Annotated in this window: 25 protein-coding genes, 3 pseudogenes and 1 riboswitch; of the genes and pseudogenes, 19 read left to right on the top strand and 9 right to left on the bottom strand. The window is 49.7% G+C overall.

The window, feature by feature from the left end; genetic code table 11:
• Positions 1-11: 11 nt before the first annotated feature.
• Entirely contained in the window at positions 12-1,235 is a 1,224-nt protein-coding gene (locus ACIFO6_RS05100) for an MFS transporter (protein ID WP_430038705.1), read from the bottom strand.
• A 369-nt stretch (positions 1,236-1,604) separates the two neighbouring features.
• Between ACIFO6_RS05100 and mobA the strand changes: the two genes are divergently transcribed.
• Positions 1,605-2,408: a molybdenum cofactor guanylyltransferase gene (gene mobA / locus ACIFO6_RS05095; RefSeq protein ID WP_430038704.1), complete on the top strand. Its 804-nt coding sequence runs from the start codon at positions 1,605-1,607 to the stop codon at positions 2,406-2,408.
• A 23-nt stretch (positions 2,409-2,431) separates the two neighbouring features.
• A pseudogene (locus tag ACIFO6_RS05090) lies at positions 2,432-2,533 on the top strand (LysE/ArgO family amino acid transporter); the annotation flags it as partial.
• 174 nt (positions 2,534-2,707) lie between these two features.
• On the opposite strand, the gene ACIFO6_RS05085 reads toward ACIFO6_RS05090, so the two are convergent.
• Positions 2,708-3,172 (bottom strand): DUF3592 domain-containing protein, encoded by a 465-nt coding sequence (locus tag ACIFO6_RS05085; protein WP_430038703.1) that lies wholly within the window; start codon positions 3,170-3,172, stop codon positions 2,708-2,710.
• A gap of 155 nt (positions 3,173-3,327) precedes the next feature.
• Positions 3,328-3,789, bottom strand: coding sequence for a VOC family protein (locus ACIFO6_RS05080; RefSeq protein ID WP_430038701.1), 462 nt, complete (start codon positions 3,787-3,789; stop codon positions 3,328-3,330).
• Between the two features lie 159 nt (positions 3,790-3,948).
• Here ACIFO6_RS05080 and ACIFO6_RS05075 point away from each other — a divergent pair, with 159 nt between their 5' ends.
• Positions 3,949-4,383 carry an Lrp/AsnC family transcriptional regulator gene (locus tag ACIFO6_RS05075; protein WP_430038699.1) on the top strand — a complete coding sequence of 145 codons (435 nt, stop codon included), beginning with the start codon at positions 3,949-3,951 and terminating at the stop codon, positions 4,381-4,383.
• Positions 4,384-4,473: 90 nt separating this feature from the next.
• On the opposite strand, the gene ACIFO6_RS05070 is transcribed toward ACIFO6_RS05075, so the two are convergent.
• The 4 genes from ACIFO6_RS05070 to ACIFO6_RS05055 all read right to left on the bottom strand — a co-directional run bounded on the left by ACIFO6_RS05070 (position 4,474) and on the right by ACIFO6_RS05055 (position 6,857).
• The gene (locus ACIFO6_RS05070) at positions 4,474-5,406 is read right to left on the bottom strand and encodes a 1-phosphofructokinase family hexose kinase (RefSeq protein ID WP_430038697.1); all 933 of its coding nucleotides are present in this window, start codon (positions 5,404-5,406) and stop codon (positions 4,474-4,476) included.
• Positions 5,407-5,544: 138 nt separating this feature from the next.
• Positions 5,545-5,859 (bottom strand): DMT family transporter, encoded by a 315-nt coding sequence (locus ACIFO6_RS05065; RefSeq protein ID WP_430038695.1) that lies wholly within the window; start codon positions 5,857-5,859, stop codon positions 5,545-5,547.
• Entirely contained in the window at positions 5,859-6,200 is a 342-nt protein-coding gene (locus tag ACIFO6_RS05060; RefSeq protein ID WP_430038693.1) for a DMT family transporter, read from the bottom strand. Before ACIFO6_RS05060 ends, ACIFO6_RS05065 begins: the two co-directional genes overlap by 1 nt.
• A gap of 63 nt (positions 6,201-6,263) precedes the next feature.
• Positions 6,264-6,857: a TetR/AcrR family transcriptional regulator gene (locus tag ACIFO6_RS05055; protein WP_430039054.1), complete on the bottom strand. Its 594-nt coding sequence runs from the start codon at positions 6,855-6,857 to the stop codon at positions 6,264-6,266.
• A 266-nt stretch (positions 6,858-7,123) separates the two neighbouring features.
• On the opposite strand from ACIFO6_RS05055, the gene cls reads away from it, so the two are divergent.
• A complete protein-coding gene (gene cls / locus ACIFO6_RS05050) occupies positions 7,124-8,635 on the top strand; it encodes a cardiolipin synthase (RefSeq protein ID WP_430038691.1) in 1,512 nt (503 codons plus the stop codon).
• Between the two features lie 41 nt (positions 8,636-8,676).
• Here cls and ACIFO6_RS05045 read toward each other — a convergent pair.
• A pseudogene (locus ACIFO6_RS05045) lies at positions 8,677-9,000 on the bottom strand (phospholipase D-like domain-containing protein); the annotation flags it as partial.
• A 272-nt stretch (positions 9,001-9,272) separates the two neighbouring features.
• On the opposite strand from ACIFO6_RS05045, the gene ACIFO6_RS05040 reads away from it, so the two are divergent.
• From ACIFO6_RS05040 to ACIFO6_RS05030, 3 genes are read left to right on the top strand one after another with little or no spacing between them, the layout of a single operon-like run.
• Positions 9,273-9,698, top strand: a complete 426-nt coding sequence (locus tag ACIFO6_RS05040; RefSeq protein ID WP_430038689.1) for a DMT family transporter — start codon at positions 9,273-9,275, stop codon at positions 9,696-9,698.
• Between the two features lie 57 nt (positions 9,699-9,755).
• Complete coding sequence (locus ACIFO6_RS05035; RefSeq protein WP_430038687.1) at positions 9,756-10,457, top strand: Crp/Fnr family transcriptional regulator; 702 nt, start codon at positions 9,756-9,758, stop codon at positions 10,455-10,457.
• A gap of 37 nt (positions 10,458-10,494) precedes the next feature.
• Positions 10,495-10,986 carry a DMT family transporter gene (locus ACIFO6_RS05030; protein ID WP_430038686.1) on the top strand — a complete coding sequence of 164 codons (492 nt, stop codon included), beginning with the start codon at positions 10,495-10,497 and terminating at the stop codon, positions 10,984-10,986.
• A 66-nt stretch (positions 10,987-11,052) separates the two neighbouring features.
• On the opposite strand, the pseudogene ACIFO6_RS05025 reads toward ACIFO6_RS05030, so the two are convergent.
• Positions 11,053-11,827, bottom strand: a pseudogene (locus tag ACIFO6_RS05025) (Rpn family recombination-promoting nuclease/putative transposase); the annotation flags it as partial.
• Positions 11,828-12,075: 248 nt separating this feature from the next.
• On the opposite strand from ACIFO6_RS05025, the gene fni reads away from it, so the two are divergent.
• The 12 genes from fni to glyA all read left to right on the top strand — a co-directional run bounded on the left by fni (position 12,076) and on the right by glyA (position 24,361).
• A complete protein-coding gene (gene fni / locus ACIFO6_RS05020; protein WP_430038684.1) occupies positions 12,076-13,176 on the top strand; it encodes a type 2 isopentenyl-diphosphate Delta-isomerase in 1,101 nt (366 codons plus the stop codon).
• Positions 13,173-13,667 (top strand): GNAT family N-acetyltransferase, encoded by a 495-nt coding sequence (locus tag ACIFO6_RS05015; protein ID WP_430038682.1) that lies wholly within the window; start codon positions 13,173-13,175, stop codon positions 13,665-13,667. The genes fni and ACIFO6_RS05015 overlap by 4 nt, the downstream gene beginning before the upstream one ends.
• Positions 13,668-13,810: 143 nt before the next feature.
• The gene (gene ychF / locus ACIFO6_RS05010) at positions 13,811-14,911 is read left to right on the top strand and encodes a redox-regulated ATPase YchF (protein ID WP_430038680.1); all 1,101 of its coding nucleotides are present in this window, start codon (positions 13,811-13,813) and stop codon (positions 14,909-14,911) included.
• A gap of 214 nt (positions 14,912-15,125) precedes the next feature.
• The gene (gene prfA, locus ACIFO6_RS05005) at positions 15,126-16,193 is read left to right on the top strand and encodes a peptide chain release factor 1 (protein WP_430038678.1); all 1,068 of its coding nucleotides are present in this window, start codon (positions 15,126-15,128) and stop codon (positions 16,191-16,193) included.
• Between the two features lie 3 nt (positions 16,194-16,196).
• A complete protein-coding gene (gene prmC / locus ACIFO6_RS05000; protein WP_430038677.1) occupies positions 16,197-17,096 on the top strand; it encodes a peptide chain release factor N(5)-glutamine methyltransferase in 900 nt (299 codons plus the stop codon).
• 75 nt (positions 17,097-17,171) lie between these two features.
• The gene (locus tag ACIFO6_RS04995) at positions 17,172-18,365 is read left to right on the top strand and encodes an FtsW/RodA/SpoVE family cell cycle protein (RefSeq protein ID WP_430038675.1); all 1,194 of its coding nucleotides are present in this window, start codon (positions 17,172-17,174) and stop codon (positions 18,363-18,365) included.
• A gap of 227 nt (positions 18,366-18,592) precedes the next feature.
• Complete coding sequence (gene spoIIR, locus ACIFO6_RS04990) at positions 18,593-19,285, top strand: stage II sporulation protein R (protein WP_430038673.1); 693 nt, start codon at positions 18,593-18,595, stop codon at positions 19,283-19,285.
• A gap of 113 nt (positions 19,286-19,398) precedes the next feature.
• A complete protein-coding gene (locus tag ACIFO6_RS04985) occupies positions 19,399-20,637 on the top strand; it encodes an L-threonylcarbamoyladenylate synthase (protein WP_430038671.1) in 1,239 nt (412 codons plus the stop codon).
• 193 nt (positions 20,638-20,830) lie between these two features.
• Positions 20,831-21,391: a manganese efflux pump MntP family protein gene (locus tag ACIFO6_RS04980; protein ID WP_430038669.1), complete on the top strand. Its 561-nt coding sequence runs from the start codon at positions 20,831-20,833 to the stop codon at positions 21,389-21,391.
• Positions 21,392-21,426: 35 nt separating this feature from the next.
• Complete coding sequence (locus ACIFO6_RS04975) at positions 21,427-22,011, top strand: low molecular weight protein arginine phosphatase (RefSeq protein WP_430038667.1); 585 nt, start codon at positions 21,427-21,429, stop codon at positions 22,009-22,011.
• A gap of 78 nt (positions 22,012-22,089) precedes the next feature.
• Positions 22,090-22,171, top strand: a riboswitch (ZMP/ZTP riboswitch).
• A gap of 227 nt (positions 22,172-22,398) precedes the next feature.
• Entirely contained in the window at positions 22,399-22,986 is a 588-nt protein-coding gene (locus ACIFO6_RS04970) for a TIGR01440 family protein (RefSeq protein WP_430038665.1), read from the top strand.
• Positions 22,987-23,110: 124 nt separating this feature from the next.
• Complete coding sequence (gene glyA, locus ACIFO6_RS04965) at positions 23,111-24,361, top strand: serine hydroxymethyltransferase (protein ID WP_430038663.1); 1,251 nt, start codon at positions 23,111-23,113, stop codon at positions 24,359-24,361.
• Positions 24,362-24,459 lie beyond the last annotated feature (98 nt).

Below are 24,459 nucleotides of genomic sequence, written 5' to 3'. Positions count from 1 at the left end.
CCCGGGTATTGTTAAGGGGCTTCTTCTGCTTGCTTGTGGTCTTCGGCATGACAGGGCTTGTAGCCGTTCTTGTACAGCATATACCACATGATGGCAAATCCTATAAAGCCGAGCAAGGCAAAGAAGACACCTGCATTGTACATCATTTCGCCACCGAAATTCTGAAACAGCCAACCTCCTGCAAAGCCTGCTACGATGCCAGATATCCCGCTCCACGTTAACGTATATACGGCCTGCCCGGATGAGCGGTAAGCTACCGGTGTGAACAGGACGGTCAACTGGGTGCCTACATAGAAATATCCACCGAAGGTGACGCAATGAAGTGCCTGAATGAACACGATCTGAATCGGGTCCGTGGCCAAGGCCATGAGCTCCCAACGTAAAGCAAACAGCAAGCTGACAAGGGCCAGACAGCCGACCATCACTGTCATTTTTTTCTTCAAGAAGCGGTCGAACAGCAAAAAAACAATAATTTCGAATATCGATGACATAAAGACAGCAAAACCCAGCATCAGCTTGGACCCGCCCAGCTCGGTGATATACAGGGACATAAAGGCGCTGTTGATCGAATTCGGAATGGATACCAAGATACCCAACAAAATGAAAGATATAAAGTATCCGTTCAATAAAATGCTGCCAAAGCCACGCAAATGAATGGTTGCCGTTTCAACGCTGCTTTTCAGGGGTGGAATCGCCAGAGTACAGATCAGGGCAGCCAAAAGCAGTACAGTAAAGATGGTGGATATACTGGATATTCCCGTTTGGTCAATGATCAGGCCAGCTAGTGCCGCCGTTACAGCCCAGCCGAAGGAGCCCCATATGCGAAAGGAGCCGAATTTCCGGTCCGTGCCCTCAATGTAGCTGAGAATGAGACTGTTACTTTGGGCGAACAAAGGACTTTGGAAGAAATAAAAACCGATCATCGACACATAAATCATGACATACGTATGGACATGAAATAAAGCTTGCAGTAGCAGCAATGTACCTGTAATCATAAACAGCAAAATACGCCGAAGATTACGGCTTCGGTCACTGGTATATCCCCAGAAGGGATTCGCGAATACCGATACAAAAGGCCCAATCGCCATCAGGCTCCCGATCTCAAGCTTGTCCATGCCGATCTCTTGCAGATACAACGGGAAGAAGCTGGAGAAAATGACCATGGCTCCATACAGAAAAAAATTGTACAGCTTTAAGGAGTATAGAGGAGTCTCTTGAATTTCTCTATTTTGCAAGGCAAGCCATTCCTTTCTTAGCCCGGTAGAGAATAAAGCATAGGATGCCGATCTATGGGAAGATTCTCTATTCAATGTATCATGTGTTGAAAGGGTTAACAAACCAATAAATTAACAATTATGTAATATGTATTTATTTATATTCAGTTGCTATGGTTTTAAACAAATTTCAGTGTTGGCAGGCGAAAATAGGGCATAAGTCACTACGTGGAACAGAAATGGATGCTGGATCATGAAGTTGATCCTGAGACAGGTGTGTTATCGTCCGTTTCTGTTTTTGAAATCCACCTGAGTGAGTATAAGCCAACGGTTCTGTAATCATTCATAATTAATGATAGAGTTTATCTGGGAAAAGGAGGTTTAATGGTGATGGTGGAGGTGACTGGAATTATCGTAGCAGGCGGACGATCTAGCAGAATGGGACAGGATAAAGCGATGCTCCAGCTTGGGGGAGTTACAGTACTGGAGAGAATATCTGCTGTGCTAGGGCAAGTAGCGCAACGAGTTATCGTCGTGGCCCTAGATACGCAGCAGTATAGACGGTTTGGACTGGAAACGACGACAGACCTGTATCCTGGCTTGGGGCCTTTGAGCGGCATCCATGCGGGGCTTTCTGCTTCCAAAACGGAGTGGGGGATTGTCGTCGCCTGTGATATGCCCTTCGTGCAGCCAGAGGTATTGCGTGCCTTGATTACCCATACAATGGACTGGGCAGCGGTGCAAAAGACAACCAGTGACCAAAGGAAACAAGAAGCGGAAGGGGAGCAAGCACTGAAGGGTGGAAATGGCTTGTTGAACCGGCCAACGGAATCAGCATTACAAGCGGTAATCACTTCTGTGGATGGGCGTATACATCCGTTGCTGGGCATGTATCATCGAAGTGTGCTGCCGTCCGCCGAGCAATGTCTGCGTAATGGTCGTCTGCGTCTGATTGACTGGCTGGACCTACTGAACGTTCGTAATGTGACAGCGAACGATTGTCCGGGGACGAGCCTAGAAATGTGGCAGCAATCTGTCTTTAATATGAACAACCCTCGGGATTATCAGCTTACAGTAAATCGTTTGGAGCACATACAAGATTTAAAGGATGTGCAGAAAAATCAGGAAATTCAGAGCGATAATCACATCAAGGACAGGAAGGAAATATCGAAAGATGAGAGAGAGGGAAGGTAATGATTTTTGGGGGAGTACATAACATGCTAGAAGCTTTTATCCATGCCGTTTTATTGGCATTAGGGCTGATTTTGCCCTTAGGGGTTCAAAATGTATTTGTGTTTAACCAGGGGGACTGGCCGCCGTGTCGGTGTCGTGGATATGGTTTATTGGTTTGGCGACGGCCGGCCGTCTTGTAGGACGTATGGATCAGAAGGAAGATTCGGCATCATGCTCAATAAAATATCGTCCTTGATTATTTTAGGTCTGGCTATTTATATGGCGGTAAATTTCATGAACAGCATATGATCCAAACCTTGTTACAAGAAAAATTTCAATAAAGCGAATACCCCGGTTAAAGCGAAGGGAATACCGATCATAAACAGCATAAAGGCAAGACAGCCTGCCCCATTTACACCGCCTGCGATTAGGGCATCCCGCGGGTTCGCCGGATTGTATAATACGTTAATCTTTCTGCCAACCCGGTTGAAGCTCAGATTGGTGCTATAAGGATTCCAGAATTCTACGACTTCACCTGAATTGGTGTAGAAGCGCACCTTCAATCGGCGGGTGTAGCTGGTATCTATCGGATCATCACGGTCAAAGGGAACGACATCAACGTCGACCTCGATATGCGCATCCACGATTTGCCCCTTGGTGCGAACCCAATGGCGTTTGCGGTAGCGATGGCGGCGGATGGTCCTGAATCCAAAATAGATGAGTACTAATCCAAGCAAGCAGAAGAACGGCATCAGCAGCTCGGAGCTAAAATGAAACCAATACACATTGAAATCAATTGAGATGATAATCTACTCCTTTGCACAACTTAATATTAAATATAATTTCGTGCCCATCCATGCTGGTGAAAAAGGTAGCTTATCAATATATCGGTCCTTTATTAAAATCGTTTTAATTCTTCCGGATGGATCATAGATCAGGGTTAAGTGAAATATGAAAAATCCATATCAAAATCTACATCCTCGATAAATTCGATGACCTCGCCATTGGGGCTATAGATCACAGCATTTTTTACCACCAGAGGGGGTTCACCAAGCGTGAGCTGATCCGGTTCTACAAAGGTTCTTGCTCCATAAGCAAGGGCTTTTTGGTATATTTCGTTTACATTATCCACGTAAAATGCGAAGTGCAGCAAAGCACCATGGGCAATTTCATCCTCCGAGGAAGCTTTTTTTCCCTGAGCGGGAATGACTGCATCGTTATCAAAAATTTCAAGACAGGTCCTTTGATCGGGTGAAATGAGCATGGAAGCTTCCCGAATTTGAAAGGACGGCAGACTCCAATGATGCCCTCTTTTAAAACCCAACACCTCCGTATAAAATGCAATGGTTGCTTGATAATCCTGAGCTTGGATTGCCACATGTGCAAGACCCTTCACGCTCATTCAGAATCTCCCCTTATATATAAGTTAACCTTATTATATGGTTAATAATACAGTTCATATATATGAAAAATGAGGAGTTTATACTATATTAGTGATTGAATAAAAGTTAATTTGTATAAAAAACATTACTTTTTAAAACTAAAACAGGAGGTGCTTGATATGCATCATCATATAGACGATATTGACCACAAAATTATGCAGTTGCTTCAGCATGACGCCCGGATATCTATTTCCCAAATCAGTAAAGAAATCTCGATGTCTCAACCGTCTGTTAAAGAAAGAATGATCAAGCTGGAGGATCGAGGGATTATTTCCGGTTATAGCACCGTATTTAATTTACGTGAGCTGAATCGGGGAACGACCACGTTTATTCTATTAAAGACAGAGCATTGCCAAGAGTTGGTTGATTTTTGTAGAGAAGCGAAGGAAGTCACCGATTTATTTCGCATCAGCGGGGAATTTAATTATCTCATCAAGGTACAAACTGCGTCGGTAGAGGAAATTGCAGGGTTTCAGGATTCACTGGTGAAATTTGGCCCTTCGAAGTCGCATATTTGTATGAAAAATATACTAGAAAACAGGGTTTTTCTGTAAGTCAGTCGGGGAACAGGACATTCGGAGCATCCAATATTCGCAACATCGAACAAACGAATATTTGGATTGGATGAAAAAAAGTGACACTGATTACAACAGCGTCACTGTAATACCCTGCTCCAGACGTTGCACGTCTTGGAGCTCGATCTTTCCGGCCATGGCGTGCAAAGCCGCCGCCGTGCCGCAGGCCGCTCCCCGCCGTAGCATGGCCGGGAGCTCCAGCCCCGCCACCGCGCCGGTGACCAGCCCGGCGACCATGGCGTCACCGCTGCCGAGCGCGCTGACAATGTCCGCGTCCGGCAGGCTCACGCGGTAGCGCGCATCACGCGTCACCGCCAGCGCTCCGCGCGCGCCGAGCGAGATGACGGCCAGCTGCGCTCCGGCCTCCAGCAGCTGCGCTGCCGCCGCATCAGCGGCATCCGCGCCCGCTGCCTCGATGCCGGCGAAGCGGGCGGCCTCGACCTCGTTAGGCTTCACGAGGTCGGGCCTTCCGCGCAGCCCCAGGCGCAAGGCCTCGCCGCTCGCGTCCAGCGCCACTCGCGCACCGCGCGCCTTCGCCAGCGTGCATAGCTCGGCGTACAGATCCGGCGGGCAGCCCGGAGGCAGGCTACCCGAGAACACGACCCAAGCCGAGTCCGCGGCAAGGGTCGTGATCTTGCGCCGCAGCGCGGCCAGCTCAGACGGCCCGATAGTTGGGCCGCTTTCGATCAGCTCGGTCTGCGTGCGTGTGGACGGGTCGAGCACGGTAATGGCGAGACGGGTTTCCCCCTGCGCCGTTTCGATGAAATCGGCGCTTACGCCTTCCGCGCTCAACCCGTCGATGAGCAGCCGTCCGGTGTGTCCGGCGGCAAACCCTGTCGCCCGCACAGGCTCGCCCAAAGTGCGAATGACGCGGGCGGCATTCACGCCTTTGCCGCCCGGCACCGTCAGGCCGCCCTCGATCCGGTGGACGGCATTCAGACCGAAGCCTGCAACCGTGTAGATTTTATCCACAGCCGCGTTAAGCGTTACAGTGGTAATCACAAGGCATCACTCCTTTTAAGATCAGCAATTTGCGCCATTCGATTCCATTCGCACCTGAGTACAATATATAGACGGACAGGATCATCCCGATCTATACGATTGCTGATTGAAAGCCGCTCTTTGGATTTATGCAAAATGCTAAGAAATCAGCTTTAAACCCAATGCTGCGGCAAGAATCATAGCGATGAACAAGACACGCAATACGCTTTTTTGTTCACCGTACAAGAACATGCCTGTAATCGTGCTGCCGACCGTTCCGATGCCTGTCCATACCGCGTAGGAAGTTCCCATAGGCAAACTCTTCATAGCGTAGCTGAGCAGCGAGAAACTAATGACAAAAGATAGAAACATGAGCATGAATGCCTTCCAGCCCTTGCCGACCGTAACTCCTTTCATGCCAATGACTCCAAACACTTCCGAGCATCCCGCGATAACCAATGCAATCCAAGCCATTATGCGCCACTCCCTTCCTGAGCATCCCGGTCAGTAACCAATTTCAGGCCTACGACACCTGCCAGCAAGAGCGCGATTAACAGTGTTTTGGACCATTGAAACGGTTCCTCGAACAGCAGCATTTCACTTACAACCGTCCCGCCTGTCCCAAGTCCGGTAAATACAGCGTACACCGTGCCTACAGGCAAACGACTAGCCGCTTTCATGATCAAATAAAAGCTGGCGATCATAGCCAGCACGGTTACAATCCAGGCGAGTGCAGAATCTGCGTGCTTGAGACCCGAGACCCATACGACCTCAATAAGGCCACCAATAAAAACATAAATCCAGCTGCGATTCATGATGAGCGTTCCCCTTTAAATATAGAATAGTTGTACATTAATCACTCGTTATGTTCTTGTCCTTCACGCTTCATGAGGCGGGGTCAACGTAATGCCGCGCCAAAAAATAGGCCATGCAGCTTTTAATCTCCGGTGGTAGTTCAGGCTGCCACTATAGAGCAGTTCCACCATGATTCCGTCCAGCAGTGTTATGAAGGATAGAGCCACATCCCCTGGCTCCATATGTCCAAAGGATTCCCTATCTCGTGCATTCCGGAGGATGCGAGTTAATTTTCGCTCCATATTTTCCAGAAAAGGATTAACAATATCCAGAACCTCGGTATACAAGGACACAGGTGGTAAGAAGGAAAAGCGAAGCATAAACTTGGCTGTGTTGTTGCTCTCATATTCCTGTCCCATCCAAAACAGGAAGTCATGCAGCGTATGCTCCAGCGGCTGATCTCTGCGTTCCGAAAAGTATTCAAAAATACGTGATTTCTGCTCTTGAAAAGCGAACCTCGCCACCTGCAAAAACAGATCCTCCTTGCCTTGAAAATGAGCATATATAGAAGGTTTTCGAATACCTACCTCAGTGGCAATATTGCTTAAGGATGCCCCCTCATACCCATTGGCGGCAAATTGGAAAAGAGCGGCTTTTCGAATGTCTTCCATTCCCATCATTCTCACCTACCTAACGTTCGTTAGTTTATTTTTGCACGAAAAAAAGTAAGTGTCAACCCGGCTTTATCCGGTTTTGTTTTGAGTTTTTCTACGCATTCTTTTTTTCTTCATAAATCTTAACAAAAAAGTGGGAAGAAATAAGGTGCTCATGTACAATATAATGAAGATGTCTATTTTTTAACGATGAATCATCTAGTTGATATATACAGTGTCTGTTTCTTGCTGTTTGATGAGGATATAGTGCATTGGAAACGAGGTAAATTATGAGGCGAAGCTTACTGGCCGTGTTAATTGCGGCTATGGTTTTTGGTATTTATTATTTTGGCTTGTTTAATTCCATCGGCACAAATGAAGGAACCGTCATCAGTATCTTTTCTACGCTGTCGGTTATCTCCATCAGTCTGATTATTTTTTCGGAGAATCGTAATCCTTCCACCACGATGTCCTGGATTTTGCTGCTGGCCTTGCTGCCAGTGGTTGGACTTCCTCTTTATTTTTTGTTTGGGCAAAATGTGTTCAAACGGCGCAAGTATAACAAAAAGGCATTGCGTGACCAGCAGGCTTACGACCGTATTGAGAAGGATGCCATGCACGTCAAACGCGATCTGACCTGCTTTACAGATGAGCAGCAGCGGCTGATGCGTTTGGCACGCAGGTTGGCCCGTTCCCCGATTTATTTTGCGGCGAAAACCCAAATCTTGAACAACGGAGATGAAACCTTCTCCACACTATTGGCGGAACTACGCAAGGCAGAGCATCATATCCATATGGAATACTACATTTTTCGGTCGGATGATATTGGCACCAGCATTCAGGAAATCTTGATCGAAAAGGCCAAAGCTGGCGTCAAGGTGCGGTTTATGTACGATGCGGTGGGCAGCATTCAGCTGTCGAAGACTTTCTTGAAGGAAATGCGGGATGCGGGGGTAGAAGTCGTCGCTTATGGCGGAGCGCGGATTCTTTTCTTTTCCAGTCGTGTAAACTACCGTAATCACCGTAAAATTGTGGTTATTGACGGCGATATTGGATTGATCGGCGGTCTGAATGTAGGGGATGAGTACCTCAGCCGCAACAAAGCCTACGGCTTTTGGCGTGACACGCACATGGTCGTAAAGGGCGAGGCTGTGCGGACACTGCAACTTATATTTTTGCAGGACTGGCTTCATATGACGGGTGAATCGGTGCTGGATAAGGAATATCTGTCCCCCAAAATCGAGCCCATTACGGACGGAGGCGTGCAGATTATTGCCAGCGGCCCGGATAATGAGCGAAGAGTGCTCAAAAATTTGTTCTTCTCCATGATCACATCCGCCCGCAAATCGGTATGGATTGCCACTCCTTATTTTATCCCGGATGAAGATATTTTGACCGCACTGCGGATGGCGGCTCTGTCCGGTTTGGACGTGCGGATTCTGTTTCCTGCGAAACCGGACAAGTGGCTGCCGTTCCTCGCGTCCCATTCGTACTTTCAAACGTTGCTGGAGGTTGGGGTCAAGGTATATGAGTATGAAAAAGGCTTCCTTCACTCCAAGCTCCTCATTATTGACGGGGAGGTTGCGACCATCGGGACGGCTAATATGGACATGCGTAGCTTCCACCTGAATTTTGAAGTCAATGCTCTGTTGATCCGCACGCAGAGTGTACAGCAGATGGTGGCGGATTATGAGCGGGATTTGCAGTCTGCCAGCCTGATCGTCCGCGAGGAATTTATGAAAAAGCGTCTGTTCAAGCGTTTGATGGAATCACTCGCCCGGCTGCTTTCACCGCTGCTATAGGTTGAATGAAGAAAGCAAGCACGCAACAGTGCCTCCCAATTTTAAAATGTGGTAAAGCCCAACATATCTTGTAAACGATATAGTATATCTTTCCAAAATGTAGAGTTATCCTCGTAAGCTTCCAGATCCAGACTGTATTCAGCTCCCCGGTTATTCCACAATGTATCAAAATAGGCCGCAATCTGTCGGGTCAGCTTACTGTCCGCTGGAGCGGCCACCCGCAATTCATTCTCCAGATTCAGATCGTCCAGATTACGTGGTGTAAAATTCGTGGAGCCGCTCAAAATGATGTGATCTCCTTGTCCCTTGGCAATATAAATCAGCTTGGTATGATATTGCTCATGGGACGTATTATACCAGCGGATTATGTTTAGCCATACGACGGTCAACTCCTCTATATGAATGCTGCATTCAATTTCATCGTGCCGGAACATGCAGTTTATGATGGGATATTATCTAGTTATTAACGCAAATGTACAGGATTGAAGCGTAATGATCGGAAGGAAAGGGTTGGATGGTTGGAGTTGTTTCAGGACATATGTCCTTTATGGTGAGACTAACCTATACTTTAATAAATATGAGGATTTTACAAAATCCTGATATAGAAAAGTCACATAGGTAGGGAGAATAACGATTTATGAGAGGAATTTTGTTTGCTTTTTTGGGAGGCGCTTGTATTACGCTGCAAGGGGTGGCGAATACACGGATTAGTCAGGATATCGGTACATGGCAGGCGGCTACGGTTACTCAACTGACGGGTGTTATTTTGGCGGCATTGGTCTGGATGTTTACACGAGATGGCAGTTTGGTGGAGATGAAGCAGGTGAAGCCCATGTATCTCTTAGGTGGCGCTTTTGCAGCTATCATCATATTCAGTGAAGTCACCGCTATTCAGCATATTGGGGTTACGTTCACGATCTCGGCGCTGTTGATTGCCCAGTTGTGCCTGACCTTCCTGGTTGATATAAACGGATGGTTCGGTGTAGTGAAGCAGAAGATGAAGCTCCCGCAATTTATAGGCATTGGCATGATGATTGCGGGTGTGATCATTTTGAAGCTCTAAATAGAACTTCATTCGGAGATGGAACCCAGAACGTAGAAAACGAAGGTGAGCCCAAGCATGAAAGAAATTCAGGATCAAGAGCAACTGGATCATTTTTTACAATTGCATCAGTTAGAATCGATACTACATGAGCCACTGCGGCCTTATTTGTCGCTGCATCGTTTGGAACAAGGGGAAAAGCTGTGCTCCCAAGGAGATTCCATTGAACATCTGTACATATTGGTACAGGGCAAGGTCAAGATTTATACCAGTTCAACGGAAGGCAAAACACTGGTTCTTTGCTTTAAAACACCGATTGAGATCATAGGAGATGTTGAATATATTCGCAGCAGCAACGTGATCAACACGGTGGAGGCTGTGTCTCCTATATATGTAATCGGTATTCACCACCAGTGGATGAATAAATATGGCAGAGACTACGCTCCAATGCTGCAATTTTTGCTGGATATCGTTACCCGGAAGTTTTGCATGGATTCCGACTTCTCCAGCTTTAACTTAATGTATCCCGTAGAAGTCAGGCTGGCCAGTTATCTGCTATCCGTTTCTTTTGACGAAGGTGATGCTTCTTTTCATGAGGAACTGCGGGCGTCCAGTCTCGTAGATGTGGCGAATTTAATCGGAACCAGCTACAGGCATCTCAACCGTGTGATTCGCAAGATGAGCGCAGATGGATTGGTGGAACGAGCACGGGGCTATATTGTGATTCGTGACAGAGAAGGTTTGGGTCAACTGGCAGGCCATAATATTTATGAAGCATAATCAATCGTAAAAGAACTAGCGGGGGAGAGCTGAAATCATGCTATTAGGAATTGTACTGGCGGTTATCGCAGGAGCCTTTGTTAGCCTGCAAACGATATTCAATAATAAGGTGAACGAACGAACAGGCTCATGGGCCACAACCACACTTGTGCTGGGAATGGGGTTTCTAGCCTCCTTGCTCGGCAGTCTTATTTTTGCAGGGAAAAATACATTTACACTACAGCATATGCAGCCCTGGTACTGGTTCAGTGGAATGATTGGTGTTGGGGTGGTGTTCTGTCTAGTACAAGGAGTGAAGCTGCTGGGTCCGACTTATGCGATCTCTATCGTATTAACGGCACAATTGGGCACTGCTTTGCTGTGGGATTGGTTAGGTTGGCTAGGACTGGAAAAGATTCCGTTCACCTTTACCAAGCTGATCGGTGTGCTGGTCATTATCGGAGGCATTTTGATATTCAAGTTCGGCAACGGACGTACGAAGGAACAACAAGAAAGTATTTCACATGTGCCTGATTCAATGAAGGGATAAGGGATGTTAATATGACCTGGGTAATCCCAACCATTTGAAGCTGGGATTACCCATTTTTTCGGCCCATTAAAGCGGCTTTAAAACCTTGATTTCTTCTTCGGAGAGACCTGATGCTTGAGCGATAATAGGCAATTCAATACCAAGAGCGAGAAGATTTCGGGCCATTTCCTCCTTTCCTTCTTTCCTTCCTTTTGCCCTATTTCTTGTCCTATCTTCTTTCCCGCGGCAATGCCTTTTATTGTGGCCCCTTCAATCATGGAAGCTTCATCGTGGAGATACTTTTGCCGTGCTTCATACTGTCTGCGTGCCTCTTCGTTTTGACTTAGGAACTCCAGGGTATCCATCGCTTTCTTTAAAACAGGCTCTTTCATCGTCAGTACCTCCCACTTGGATTGATCCGTACCTTTTAGAAACAACAGCCAATTGACAAGGCCCCCCTCTTCCATAGACACAGCTTGCTCATTCAGTTTTGGCAACTCCAGAAAGTGTACTTCAATATCGTCAATCAAGGAAATTCCAGTGCGATCCTCTCGCAAGTGAAACACATTGTGGTATAGCTCATTGGGCAAAAAGGAGTAATTTAAAATGTTAATGGTCACACATCTTTTTAAGCTGCTGTATGGCTGACCTTCCTGTAATTGGCCTGAATACTGCTTACTCCAGTAAAATAGCGTTCTTTTTTCAGTATCGTATTTATTAAAAAGCTGCATTTCTACATTGATAATCTCACCTTCTGTCGTTTTGGCGCGGATATCCAGGATCGACTGCTTATCGCGCGGAGAGTCTTTATCCGTATAGGGATTGAGCAGGATATTTCACTAAGTGGAGGTTTTCCAGCCTTCCATTATAACATTTTCATGATTCATTGCGTAGCTTAAAACAGGTACAAATGGACGCAGAAATGTTCACTGATTGTGTATATATTTTTCCATTCATGATACAATAAATGTACCTTAAAATAGCCGTTTTCAAGAGCTTAACCAAAAAGTAGACGATAGATAGATCGGTTACCGTGTTCGGGAGCGGTCTTATTTGTGTTTTCAGAACAGTGTAAATACATGAAGTGACTTGAAATGAGGTGGGACATAGATGAGTAATGTGGAAAATAAACCGGAAGCACCTAAGGGTTTTGGCAAATCCGGTTCTTTGCTGCCTGCTGCACGCACAGGTGAACGGAAGATAGAGCATGTCCGCCTTTGTTTGCAGGAGGACGTGGCAGGTCAAGGCATCACGAATGGACTGGAGCGCTTTGCCTTTAAACACTGTGCTCTGCCTGAGCTGCATTTTGATGAAATACGTCTGGACACTACTTTTCTGGGACGAGCTGTGCGAACGCCACTGTTGATTAGCTCTATGACAGGTGGTAGCGCCGAGACGGGAGCGATTAATGAGCGCTTGGCAGAAACAGCGGAGAAACGCGGCTGGGCGCTGGGGGTAGGCTCGGTGCGGGCTGCGGTGGAAAAGGAAGAATTGGCTCCGACCTTTGCGGTTCGCCGTCTGGCACCAAGTGTTCCAATCCTTGCCAATCTGGGATTGGTGCAGTTGAACTACGGATTTGGTGTGGACGACTGTCGCCGTGCGGTGGAGATTGCCGGAGCGGACATGCTGGTACTTCATTTGAACGGATTGCAGGAGGTTTTCCAGCCCGAAGGGAACCTGGATTTTAGCGGATTGCTTGGACGTATTGAGGAGTTGTGCAGCCAGCTTTCAGTGCCAGTAGGTGTGAAGGAAGTAGGCTGGGGGATAGATGGTGAGACGGCTTCGAGATTGTACGATGCGGGGGTAGCTCTTATTGATGTCGCGGGCGCAGGCGGTACAAGCTGGAGTCAGGTGGAAAAATTCCGTAATCCCGATCCTGTACGCCGTGCAGCGGCGGAAGCATTTGCGGATTGGGGAAACTCCACCGCAGACTGTATCGTAGAAGTCAGAGCCGCTCAGCCCAATGGTGCTCTGATAGGCAGTGGTGGATTGAGAGACGGCGTCGATGCAGCCAAGGCACTTGCCTTGGGCGCTGATATGGCTGGTTTCGGACGTTCCTTGCTTGGCTCGGCGGTTGCCTCCAGAGAGGCGTTGGAGGCGCGTTTGGAGCAGGTGGAGCTGGAATTGCGCACAGTCATGTTCGGAATTGGAGTAGCTGGGATTAAAGGACTTAAAGACACGACTCGGTTGAGAAAGAAGGTGAACGCATGAGCAGCATTGTAACCTTGGTACCGATGGACGCAGAGCAATATGAACGGTTTGAGCAGCGCTCGCTGGCAGACTACGCTGATGAAAAAATCCAGGCTGGCACATGGACGGTGGAAGAAGCGCCGGAACGCGCGGCAGAAAGCTTTGCCCGATACCTGCCACAGAGACTGGATACTCCCCATGCTCACCTTTACATGCTGATGTATTCGGATACGGATGATATAGAGAGCCCAGAGGAAGCAGGCTATATCTGGTTCAATATGACGGATAGCGTGCAAGGAAAAGAAGCTTTTCTGCTAGATATTCTCGTCTACGATTCATATCAGGAGCGGGGGTTAGGTACGCTGGCGATGGGGGCCCTGGAACAGGAAGCTCGCAGGCTGGGCGCTGTCCGCATTGGTTTGCACGTATTTGGGCATAATGAACGGGCTTTGCATGTGTATCGCAAGTCCGGCTATCGGGTTACAGATATTCAGATGAGCAAAGAGATTTAAAGGAAGAAGTAGAGAATGTAGCAAAATCCTGAAAAGTCACAGCCGTATGCTTGCCGCATGTATGGGTTCTCATATATAATGTGGGTTGGTAAACTAACGGATGGCATAACGCACATTTTATATAAACGGGAGTTGTTCTGATTATGGCTTTAAAAGCGGGGATTGTGGGTCTTCCGAATGTTGGAAAATCAACACTGTTTAACGCAATAACGCAGGCGGGTGCGGAATCCGCAAACTATCCATTTTGTACGATTGACCCGAATGTGGGTGTCGTTGAAGTTCCGGATGAGCGGCTGGATAAGCTGACTGAACTGGTTGTGCCGAACAAAACGGTGCCGACGGCTTTTGAATTTGTTGATATTGCAGGACTTGTACGCGGCGCGAGCAAGGGCGAGGGTTTGGGTAACAAGTTTCTGGCTCATATTCGTGAAGTAGATGCGATTGTACATGTGGTGCGTTGTTTTGAAGATGAGAACATTACCCATGTAGACGGCAAAATCGACCCGATCAGTGACATTCAGACCATTAATCTGGAGCTGATTCTGGCGGATATCGAAAGCGTAGACAAGCGTATTGAGCGTTCCCGCAAAAACATGAAGGGTGGCAACAAGCAATACACCCAGGAAGTTGAAGTGCTGGATCGGATCAAGGAATCACTGTATGCTGATAAGCCTGCGCGCAGCGTGGAATTGTCGGATGAAGAACAACTGATTGTACGTGATCTTCATTTGCTTACGATGAAGCCTGTTCTGTACGCTGCTAATGTTAGCGAAGACGGCGTAACGGAAGCAGACAGCAATCCATATGTGCAAAAGGTTCGCGATTTTGCTATAGCGGAAAATGCAGAAGTAGTGCCGATTAGCGCCAAAGTAGAATCTGAAATTGCCGAGCTGGAAGGTGAAGACAAGGCGATGTTCCTGGAGGAACTGGGACTGGCTGAATCCGGTCTGAATCGTCTGATTAAAGCCGCTTACCGCTTGTTGGGTCTGTATACGTATTTCACAGCAGGTGTGCAGGAAGTACGCGCATGGACCATTCACAAAGGAACAAAGGCGCCGGGCGCTGCAGGCGTAATCCATACGGATTTTGAACGCGGATTTATTCGTGCCGAGGTTGTATCCTACAACGATTTGGTTGCTGCTGGTTCTATGAACGGGGCTAAGGAACGTGGTCAGCTTCGTTTGGAAGGTAAGGAGTATGTGGTACAAGACGGAGACGTTATGCATTTCCGTTTTAATGTATAACATTAGGTTTGCAGTATAAAACATTGAGCTAAATAAAGTAGTCGCTGCCTGTACTTCGGTGGCGGCTTTTTGTTATTAAATTATGGTTGTTATTCCATTCATGAATTAGAAGTATTTTTAGTAGCTAATTAGTTAATTAGTTGGTATAATAAAGAGCTGTAGCCAGTGAATTTGAATCTGGCTTCATATTAATTTAACTGAAGAGGTGAATCGCTTGTTGGACCGATTGCAATCATTGGCGGACCGCTACGATAAACTGAGCGAACTGCTCTGCGATCCGGATGTAGCGAACGATAGCAAGAAACTTAGAGATTATTCCAAAGAACAGTCTGATTTACAGCCTGCTTATGAAGCATATACCGAATATAAAACTGTCGTTGAAGAGCTGGACGCTGCTAAAGCGATGCAGGCCGAAAAGCTGGACGACGAGATGCGTGAAATGGTGAAAATGGAGATTGATGAGCTCAGTTCCCGCAAGCGGGAGCTGGACGAGAAAATCCGCATTTTGCTGCTGCCGAAGGACCCGAATGATGATAAAAATGTGATTATCGAGATTCGTGGCGCAGCGGGTGGTGACGAAGCGGCATTGTTCGCGGCGGATCTGTACCGGATGTACACTCGTTATGCCGATACCCAAGGCTGGCGTGTAGAGCTGATGGACGCGAACATGAATGACCTCGGAGGCTTCAAAGAGGTTATTTTCATGATTAACGGACGCGGCGCATACAGCAAAATGAAATTTGAAAGCGGAGCACACCGCGTACAGCGGATTCCGACGACGGAATCCGGCGGACGTATTCATACGTCTACATCTACGGTATCCGTTATGCCTGAGGCCGAAGAAGTGGATGTTGAAATTTCCGACAAGGATATCCGCGTAGATACGTTCTGCTCCAGCGGTGCTGGCGGTCAGTCCGTTAATACGACCAAGTCGGCGGTGCGTGTCACGCATATGCCAACAGGCATTATGGCAACCTGTCAGGACGGTAAATCCCAAAACTCCAACAAGGAGAAGGCACTCCAGGTTTTGCGTGCCCGTATTTCGGATATGCTTCGTCAGGAAGAGGAAGCCAAATATGCAGGCGAGCGTAAGAGCAAGGTAGGCACCGGGGATCGCAGTGAGCGTATTCGTACCTACAACTTCCCGCAAAGCCGTGTAACAGATCATCGCATCGGGCTGACCATGCACAAGCTGGATCAGGTGATGAACGGGGAGATTGAAGAAATCGTATCGGCGCTCACGATTGCAGAGCAGGCTGATTTGATGGAACAAGAGGTCTAAGTTTTGGGACACGAATGCGATCTTGTGTATCGGATGTCGCCGGAACGGAGTATGAGTATCAGAGAAGCCTTAGTTGAGGCTTCTTCTTTTTTAGGGAGCTGCGGCGTGCTGGAGCCGCAGCATAACGCCCGCCTGCTGCTGGAGCATGTGCTAGGGCTGGAAGGCACGGCGTTCTACGCTGCGCTGGGCGATCCGTTCCCAACCTCTGAGAAGGAGGCGTGGGAAGCAGTCATAGCCCGCAAAGCAGCGGGTGAACCGGCGCAGTATATTATCGGACGGCAGGAGTTTTATGGCCGTCCGTTCGCGGTTTCGCCATCGGTGCTGATTCCGCGGCCCGAGACAGAGCTGCTCGTCGAGGCCATACTTCAGCACGGCGACCGGCTGTGGCCGGACGGCGCTCCGCAGGCGCTCGATATCGGCGCGGGCAGCGGGGCGATTGCCGTCACGCTGGCGGCTGAGCGACCCCGCTGGCGCGTGGCGGCGGGGGACATCTCCGCCGCAGCGCTGGAGATGGCGGCGCATAACGCCACTGCCAACGGCGCAGCCGTGGAGCTGCGCGAAGGCGACCTGCTGGCGCCGTTCGCGGGAGAGGCGGTGGACATCCTGGTGTCCAATCCGCCGTACATCCCGGCCGCCGACATCGCAGGCTTGCAGCCGGAGGTGCGCGACCATGAGCCGCGTATGGCTCTGGATGGCGGGCCTGACGGGCTCGGCCCGTATCGGGCGATGTTGGAGCAGCTTGGGCTGCTTCAGGCCCCGCCGCGGCTGATCGGGTTCGAACTGGGCATGGGACAGGCCAAAGACGTGGCTGGACTGCTGGAGCAGGCAGGTCATTGGAATACGATTCTAATCGTTCCAGACCTTGCTGGAATCGAACGTCATGTCCTGGGCGTTGCGGAATAATGCTGCATTTTCTTTTTGCGAGTCTTTCCTTTAGAATAAAAGGAGTATGACCGAGAAACGGCTCAGGGGGAAATCATGCTTCAGAAATTGAAAAAAATTGACGGTCCGGTGATCTTCATTCTGGTTTTACTGATGGCAATCAGCATCATAACAGTATATAGTGCGGGCAGGGGCCCTACGAATATTGTGGAGCACGGCAATGACTATAGGAAGATGATCGGGTATTATATATTGGGTTTTGTGGCGATCTTGGGTATAGCGGTAGTCGATTTTCGAATATTTATTAAAAAATCACTATATGTATATGGAGGCGGAATATTCCTGCTCGCTCTCGGCTTTTTTGGCGGTACGGTTAACAATTCTCAGGGCTTTTTGAAAATTGGTGGCTTGAACCTTCAGCCCGCTGAGGTATTCAAGCTGGTTCTTATCATTTTTCTGACTTATATGCTGATGAAGAAGCGCAAGAGCAAGCTGTATTTTGTTCAGGATGTACTTCCGGTTGCTCTGGTGAGCTTTGTCCCCTTTGCTATGGTCATGGTGCAAAATGACTTGGGAAATGCACTCGGATACATCGTCATTGTCATTGGTATGTTATGGATTGGTAATGTGAAGGCATCCCATGCACTGATCGGATTTACCATCTTTACGGTAGCGGTCGGCGGTGGACTTAAAGCTTATATTTCCTTTCATGATCAGATTGATACCTTTATGAAGGGGATTGGCCGTAGTCACTGGGTAGAGCGGCTGGACCCTTGGCTGGTACCGGAAAAAGCGACGGCAAAGGCATCTTACCATACCAAAAATGCCAAGCTGGCGATTGCCTCTGGCGGGATGATGGGCAAAGGCTTTTTGCAGGGGACTTCGGTGCAATCCGGTCGTGTGCCTTACACGTATGCGGATTCTATTTTTGTGGTCGTAGCGGAGGAATTTGGCTTTGTCGGCTCGTCGGTGCTGCTGTTGCTATATTTTATTTTGATACACCGAATGATCCTGATCTCGCTGGAATGCCGTGACCGTGCTGGACCGTATCTTATCGTCGGTATTGTATCCATGCTACTGTATCAGATTTTTGAAAATATCGGCGCGTTTTTGGGTATCATGCCACTGACGGGAATTACGCTCCCTTTTATAAGCTATGGGGGGACGTCGTTGCTCATTAACATGGCTAGTATTGGCTTGGTTATGAGTATTAAGGTCCACGGTCAGGAACTGGAGGACGATCTGCCACAGCCATCCAGAGTGAGTTTGGCGAAGGAAAAGAAGGCTTGATGCTTAAGATGAGGGCAAAATAGTGAGATACGAAGGGTCCAGATTGTGTGAAATCTGGGCTTTTTCGTATTCGCGGATTGCTCCGAAGCTTCGGCCCAGATCCATGTGCTTGATGCAGGGTGTGTGGGTGTTTTAAAAATGGTCTTGAACATTTTACGAGATTCATAGGTTTAGCCTCTCCCAAACCGGACAGACTGATAGACATGATAGAGTTTGGGGGGATTGGGATGAGAAGCTGGACCAAGCAAACTGCAATGATACTATTTTGTATTTCAATATTATTGATGTCGTGGGAAGGCCAAAAAACAGATGCCGCCATGACACCAGCGATAAGAGGACCTGTAGTAGCAGGGATGGCAACGACAGGAGCGGGGGTCATTCCTCATGATTCGATCCGATTGCGCATTTTGGCCAATTCGGATCGTCCAGAGGATCAGCTGGTAAAACGTGAAATTAGGGATACCATCGTACAACAGATGGATGCGTGGGTGGGCAAGCTAGAAAACCCGCAAAGTTTGGATCAGGCCAGAGTGCTGATTGCTGCTCATTTACCCGAGATTGACCGTTTGGTAGGTGCGGAACTGGCTCGACGGGGCATCTCGTACGATCATCAAGTAGAATTGGCAAACGTACCTTTTCCGACGAAGATGTACGGTGGGCTTGTCTATCCGGCAGGGGATTATGAAGCGCTTCGGGTCACGCTGGGACAAGGCAAAGGGCAAAATTGGTGGTGCGTGTTGTTTCCGCCGTTGTGCTTCATTGATGCAGGCAGCGGGGAAGCGGCAGCTCAAACGGTCTCGGCAAAAGCGGACCAAGGAGGCGGACGGACGAATGCTGCTGACAAGGAGCCGGAAGTACGGTTTTTTCTATGGGATGCATTGACGGGGTTGTGGGGATGGGTGAGTGGTCTTTTTGCCTAATCGTCGTAAGTTGTAGAAAAGAGAACAACGGGTGCCTGCCCCCGGTATGTTATAATGGATATAGGGTTTACAGCTACGAGACTGTATGACAATAAGATATGGGATGATCTAATATGAGTGATAAATCGAACCAAATACAAGGTATGTGCGGAGAGTCTGTGCAGAAGGGAAAATGTGAGCGGGTATTGGACGAACAGGGGCTTCATGGGCTAAAGCCGCCGTTGGCGGATTCCCATACGAAATGGTGGGACGTAAGAGGGTTGGTTGTTGAAGGGGAATCCTCTGGTGAAATGTTATCCAGACAAGCCCGTATTGCGGCGGAAAAAGGCATTCGTGAGGCCGCTGTGCTGCTGCAAGCAGGAGAGACGGTAGCGTTCCCTACTGAGACGGTGTACGGCTTGGGCGCTGATGCGCGTAGCACAGAAGCGGTAGAATCGGTATTCTCCGCCAAAGGGCGTCCTTCCGATAATCCGCTGATCGTTCATGTTTCCGATCCTGCCCAGCTGGACGGCATGGTAACGGAAGTGAATGGTACGGCGCGGGCGCTGATGGATGCGTTCTGGCCGGGACCGCTGACGCTGGTGTTGCCCGTGATGCCTCAAGCACTGTCGCCTCGTGTGACGGCGGGGCTGGACACGGTCGGTGTGCGCATGCCGGATCATCCGGTAGCGCTGCGTCTGATCGCAGAAGCAGGCTGTCCGCTGGCTGCGCCAAGCGCCAATCGCTCGGGCAGGCCCAGTCCGACCCTTGCACAGCATGTGCGGGAGGACCTGGAGGGCCGCATCGGCGGTATTTTGGACGGTGGCCCCACGGGGGTGGGGCTGGAGTCCACGGTAGTGCAGGCCGGTGACGACGGAATCGTCACCATCCTGCGCCCCGGCGGCGTGACGGCCGAGCAGCTCGCTGCGGTCGCTCGCGCCATCGAGCTGGACCCTGCGCTCGCCGTCGCTTCGCCCGGCGAGGACGCCGATAGCCCGGCACCACGCTCGCCGGGCATGAAGTACACGCACTACGCGCCGCGAGGCCGCTTGAGCGTAGTGCATGGCCCGTCATCCGCTGAGGTGACGGGCTGGATTCGCGCCGCGCTGGCGGAGGCGTCCGCGCGGGGGGAGCGCACGGCGGTGCTCGCGTTCGATGAGCATGCCGCCGGCTATGCCGGAGAGTGCGTTTACACGCTGGGCAAGCTGGACGCACTCCATGAGGCGGCGCAGCGCCTGTACGGCGTGCTGCGCCGCTGCGATGAGGAAGGCGTCACCTATATTTTGGCGGAAGCCTGTCCGCCGAAAGGGTTGGGAGACGCCGTCATGAACCGCCTGCTCAAAGCTGCGGGCCATCGGATCGTCCGTCTCTAGGACGAACCGGACACTATCCAAACATTTTCCATACATGCAGTCCCCAGGGTTTACGTTTGCAATGGATTAGCCTTTTATCATAGTTATCCTCTCGCCTTATCCCGGTACAGTCACGTTCACCGTATGCTTGTACTGTTTTGCCTCTTGTCCGCATAACGTGTACAAGAGCGGACGGATACTGGGGGGATGGAGTATGCTGGCAGCCTCTGCCCATGCCGGGCAGATTGTAACGATTCTGGTCATGGCTGTAGCGCTGGGGATGGATGCGTTATCGCTGGGCGTAGGGATCGGCATGAAAGGGATACGTCTGCGGGACGTGCTGCGGATCAGCACGGTCATTGGCTTTTTTCACATTCTGATGCCATTGCTGGGTATGTTCACAGGCCATTATATGAGCTCTTTACTGGGTCATGTGACGACCTACTTTGCAGGGGGATTACTCATCCTTTTGGGCGGGCATATGGTTTATAATTCCTTCAAAGGGGACGGAGTACAGGTGCTGGACCATCGTTCGTCCTTAGGCCTTTTGCTATTTGCACTTGGAGTGAGTTTCGACTCCTTTTCTGTCGGGGTGTCACTTGGCATGTTCCAGAGTGACTTGGTACTGACCGTTCTGGCGTTTGGCTTTTGCGGGGGAGCGATGGCGATGCTGGGACTGCTGTTAGGGCGCAGGGTCAGCCGCAATCTGGGAGACTATGGAGAAGCGGTGGGCGGTGCCATTTTACTGGCGTTCGGCTTTATGTTTATGTTTTAATTATATATTATTTCAACATACGGGGGGTGAAGACGTTGAAACATATCTTATTCGTATGCACAGGGAACACCTGTCGCAGTCCGATGGCTGAGGGGATGCTGCGCAAGCTGGCTACTGAGCACGGGCTAGGATTGGAAGTGCGTTCGGCGGGAGTAGCCGCCATGGAAGGTACACCCATTTCCCGACATGCAGAGGCGGTGCTACGTGACCACAATATCTCGGATCAAATCACCTCAACTCCTTTGAATGGTGGGCTCGCCGAGTGGGCACATCTGATTTTAACCTTGACCCAAGGGCATAAGCAGCACGTCATTCAGCGCTTTCCCCAAACGGTGGGCAAAGTGTTTACGGTCAAGGAATATGTGGAGGACCGGGATTCGGTGCTGAATGATGTGCAGGAGCTGGATGGCCTGTACGCTTCACAACAACTGATGGGTTCGCTGGGTCAGGAGCTTTCGGCACGGGAGCGCGAGCGGATGATCGAACTGTGCCAACGTATTCCGGGCTTTGATATTTCCGATCCGTTCGGCGGTTCGCGTGAAGATTACGATGTCACGGCTGGGGAAATCCGAACGGCGCTGCATAAGCTGGTGGACAAGCTAAAGGCTTTGTCCGAATAAAGTTTGTATCACTCTTCTATTTTGTACGGGATCTGTTGATTTTCGGCGGCTAATCCGTTAAGATAAGGTGGAAAAACAAGAATCCGGTGTAACTGGCGACAAAAGTGGGATTAACCACGATGGAGCACCGGATATACGGCCGGTCGCCTGGGCAAAAGAGCAAATCCACATGGGCTGTGGACTGCTCTTTTTTCGTATATGAGCTAGGTCCAGCCTCCGATGGCCTTCTGTCCAGACAAATGACAATGATTCTTCCATTTTTCCTGCTCGAAATCCGATTCATCGGCTATAATATAGTCAGATTGTGATTCAGGAGAGAGTGTGTTGAACATGGGGCATAAGCCTGTGCTCAGTCTCTGTAGGGCTGTTCAACCAAAGGAGGTTCCAATGGCAGGACAATTGGGTCATGAGGTTACGCTTGAAGCGCAGACCGCTTCTGTCGTGAAGGAAATGGCAGAAGTATCCAGTCTCAAGGCTGGTCGCCTGTTGGTTATCGGCGTAAGCACCAGTGAGGTGGCGGGAAGCCGGATTGGCACGGCGGGAGCGCTCGATGTGGCGCAGCAATTGCTGGCTGGAGTGGAGTCCGTTCGCAGGGCGTACGGTTTTGATGTGGCGTTTCAATGCTGCGAGCATTTGAACCGTGCGCTGGTGGTTGAGCGAGCCGTGCTGGAGCGGCTGGGACTGACGGAGGTTGCCGCCGTTCCCGTCCGTACAGCAGGCGGATCTATGGCTACCGTCGCCTATCGTGCGCTGGAAGATGCATGTCTGGCGGCGAATGTACAGGCGCATGCGGGGGTAGACATTGGCGAGACGCTGATCGGTATGCATATGCGGACAGTTGCTGTTCCGTTTCGTCCAGGCCTTCGCTGGATTGGCGAAGCGCGTGTTACGGCGGCGTTCACTCGTCCACCGCTCATCGGCGGACAACGAGCAGTGTATAGTCTGGAGCAAGAAGGCGGCGGAAGCTGCGACTAGCATTTGTATTTTGGATTGGACAGCATGTTTGTATCTTTTTTGTATTGATGATGAGGTACCCAACATAGGAGCGGGCGCTTGCCTGTAGACCTGACAATTGACCATGGAGAGGGAGTAATAAATCATGATGGAACATCTGCGTAAGAGTGACCCGGCAGTGCTGGAAGCAATGGGACTTGAACTGAAGCGACAACGCCACAATATCGAGCTGATCGCATCCGAAAATATCGTCAGCGAAGCGGTAATGGAAGCAATGGGCTCCGTACTGACAAATAAATATGCTGAAGGTTATCCGAGCAAACGCTACTACGGTGGCTGTGAGCATGTAGATATCGTGGAGGACATTGCACGCGACCGTGCCAAAGAACTGTTTGGTGCAGAGCATGCTAACGTACAGGCCCACTCTGGTGCGCAAGCGAACATGGCGGTGTATCTGGCAGCTCTTAAACCTGGAGATACCGTACTGGGTATGAACCTGGCGCACGGCGGCCATTTGACTCACGGAAGTCCGGTTAACGCCTCCGGCTTGTTGTATAACTTTGCTGCCTACGGCGTACGTGAAGACAACTTCCGCATCGACTATGATGAAGTGCGCAAGGCAGCCTTCAAGCATCGCCCTCGTCTGATTGTAGCCGGAGCGAGCGCGTATCCGCGTACCATTGATTTTGAAGCCTTCGCTTCCATTGCCAATGATGTGGGCGCTCTCTTCATGGTCGATATGGCACATATCGCGGGTCTTGTGGCAGCGGGTATTCATCCAAACCCGGTGCCGCATGCTCAATTTGTAACAACCACCACACACAAAACGCTGCGTGGTCCGCGTGGAGGTCTGATTTTGACTCGCAAAGCATGGGCGCAAGCGATTGATAAAGCCATTTTCCCAGGTACCCAAGGGGGGCCGCTGATGCATGTGATTGCATCCAAAGCCGTTGCCTTGGGTGAAGCACTCCAGCCTTCCTTCAAAACCTATGCGCAAAACGTAGTTCGCAACGCCCAGGTGCTGGCTGAGACATTGCTGGCTGAAGGCATTAACATTGTATCTGGCGGTACGGATAATCACCTGATGCTGCTGGACACGCGTAGCTTGAACATTACTGGAAAAGAAGCGGAGCATGTGCTGGATTCTGTAGGCATCACGGTGAATAAAAACGCGATTCCTTTCGACCCGACCAGTCCGTTCGTTACCAGCGGAATCCGCATTGGTACACCTGCTGCAACGTCCCGTGGTATGGATGAAGAGGCTATGGTCAAAATCGGCAAAATCATTGCCGAAACCCTCAAAAATCCGAAGAATGATACAGTATTGTCTAAAGCCAGCCAAGCTGTTGGCGAACTGACAGACAAATTCCCGATCTACCCAGGTATTCAATACTAATCTATCTGTTTGTTTGTTAAGGCTGTTTTTCCTACGTAAGTCGGAGGGGAAACAGTCTTTTTTTTGATTTCTAGCGATTCTGCCTGTTTCTGGCGAAG

This window comes from Paenibacillus sp. NRS-1781 (assembly GCF_050467745.1).
GTDB classification, from domain to species: Bacteria; Bacillota; Bacilli; order Paenibacillales; family Paenibacillaceae; genus Paenibacillus; species Paenibacillus terrae_A.
The sequence above is the reverse complement of the archived record's forward strand: the minus strand, read 5'-3'. Positions and strand labels throughout refer to the sequence as shown.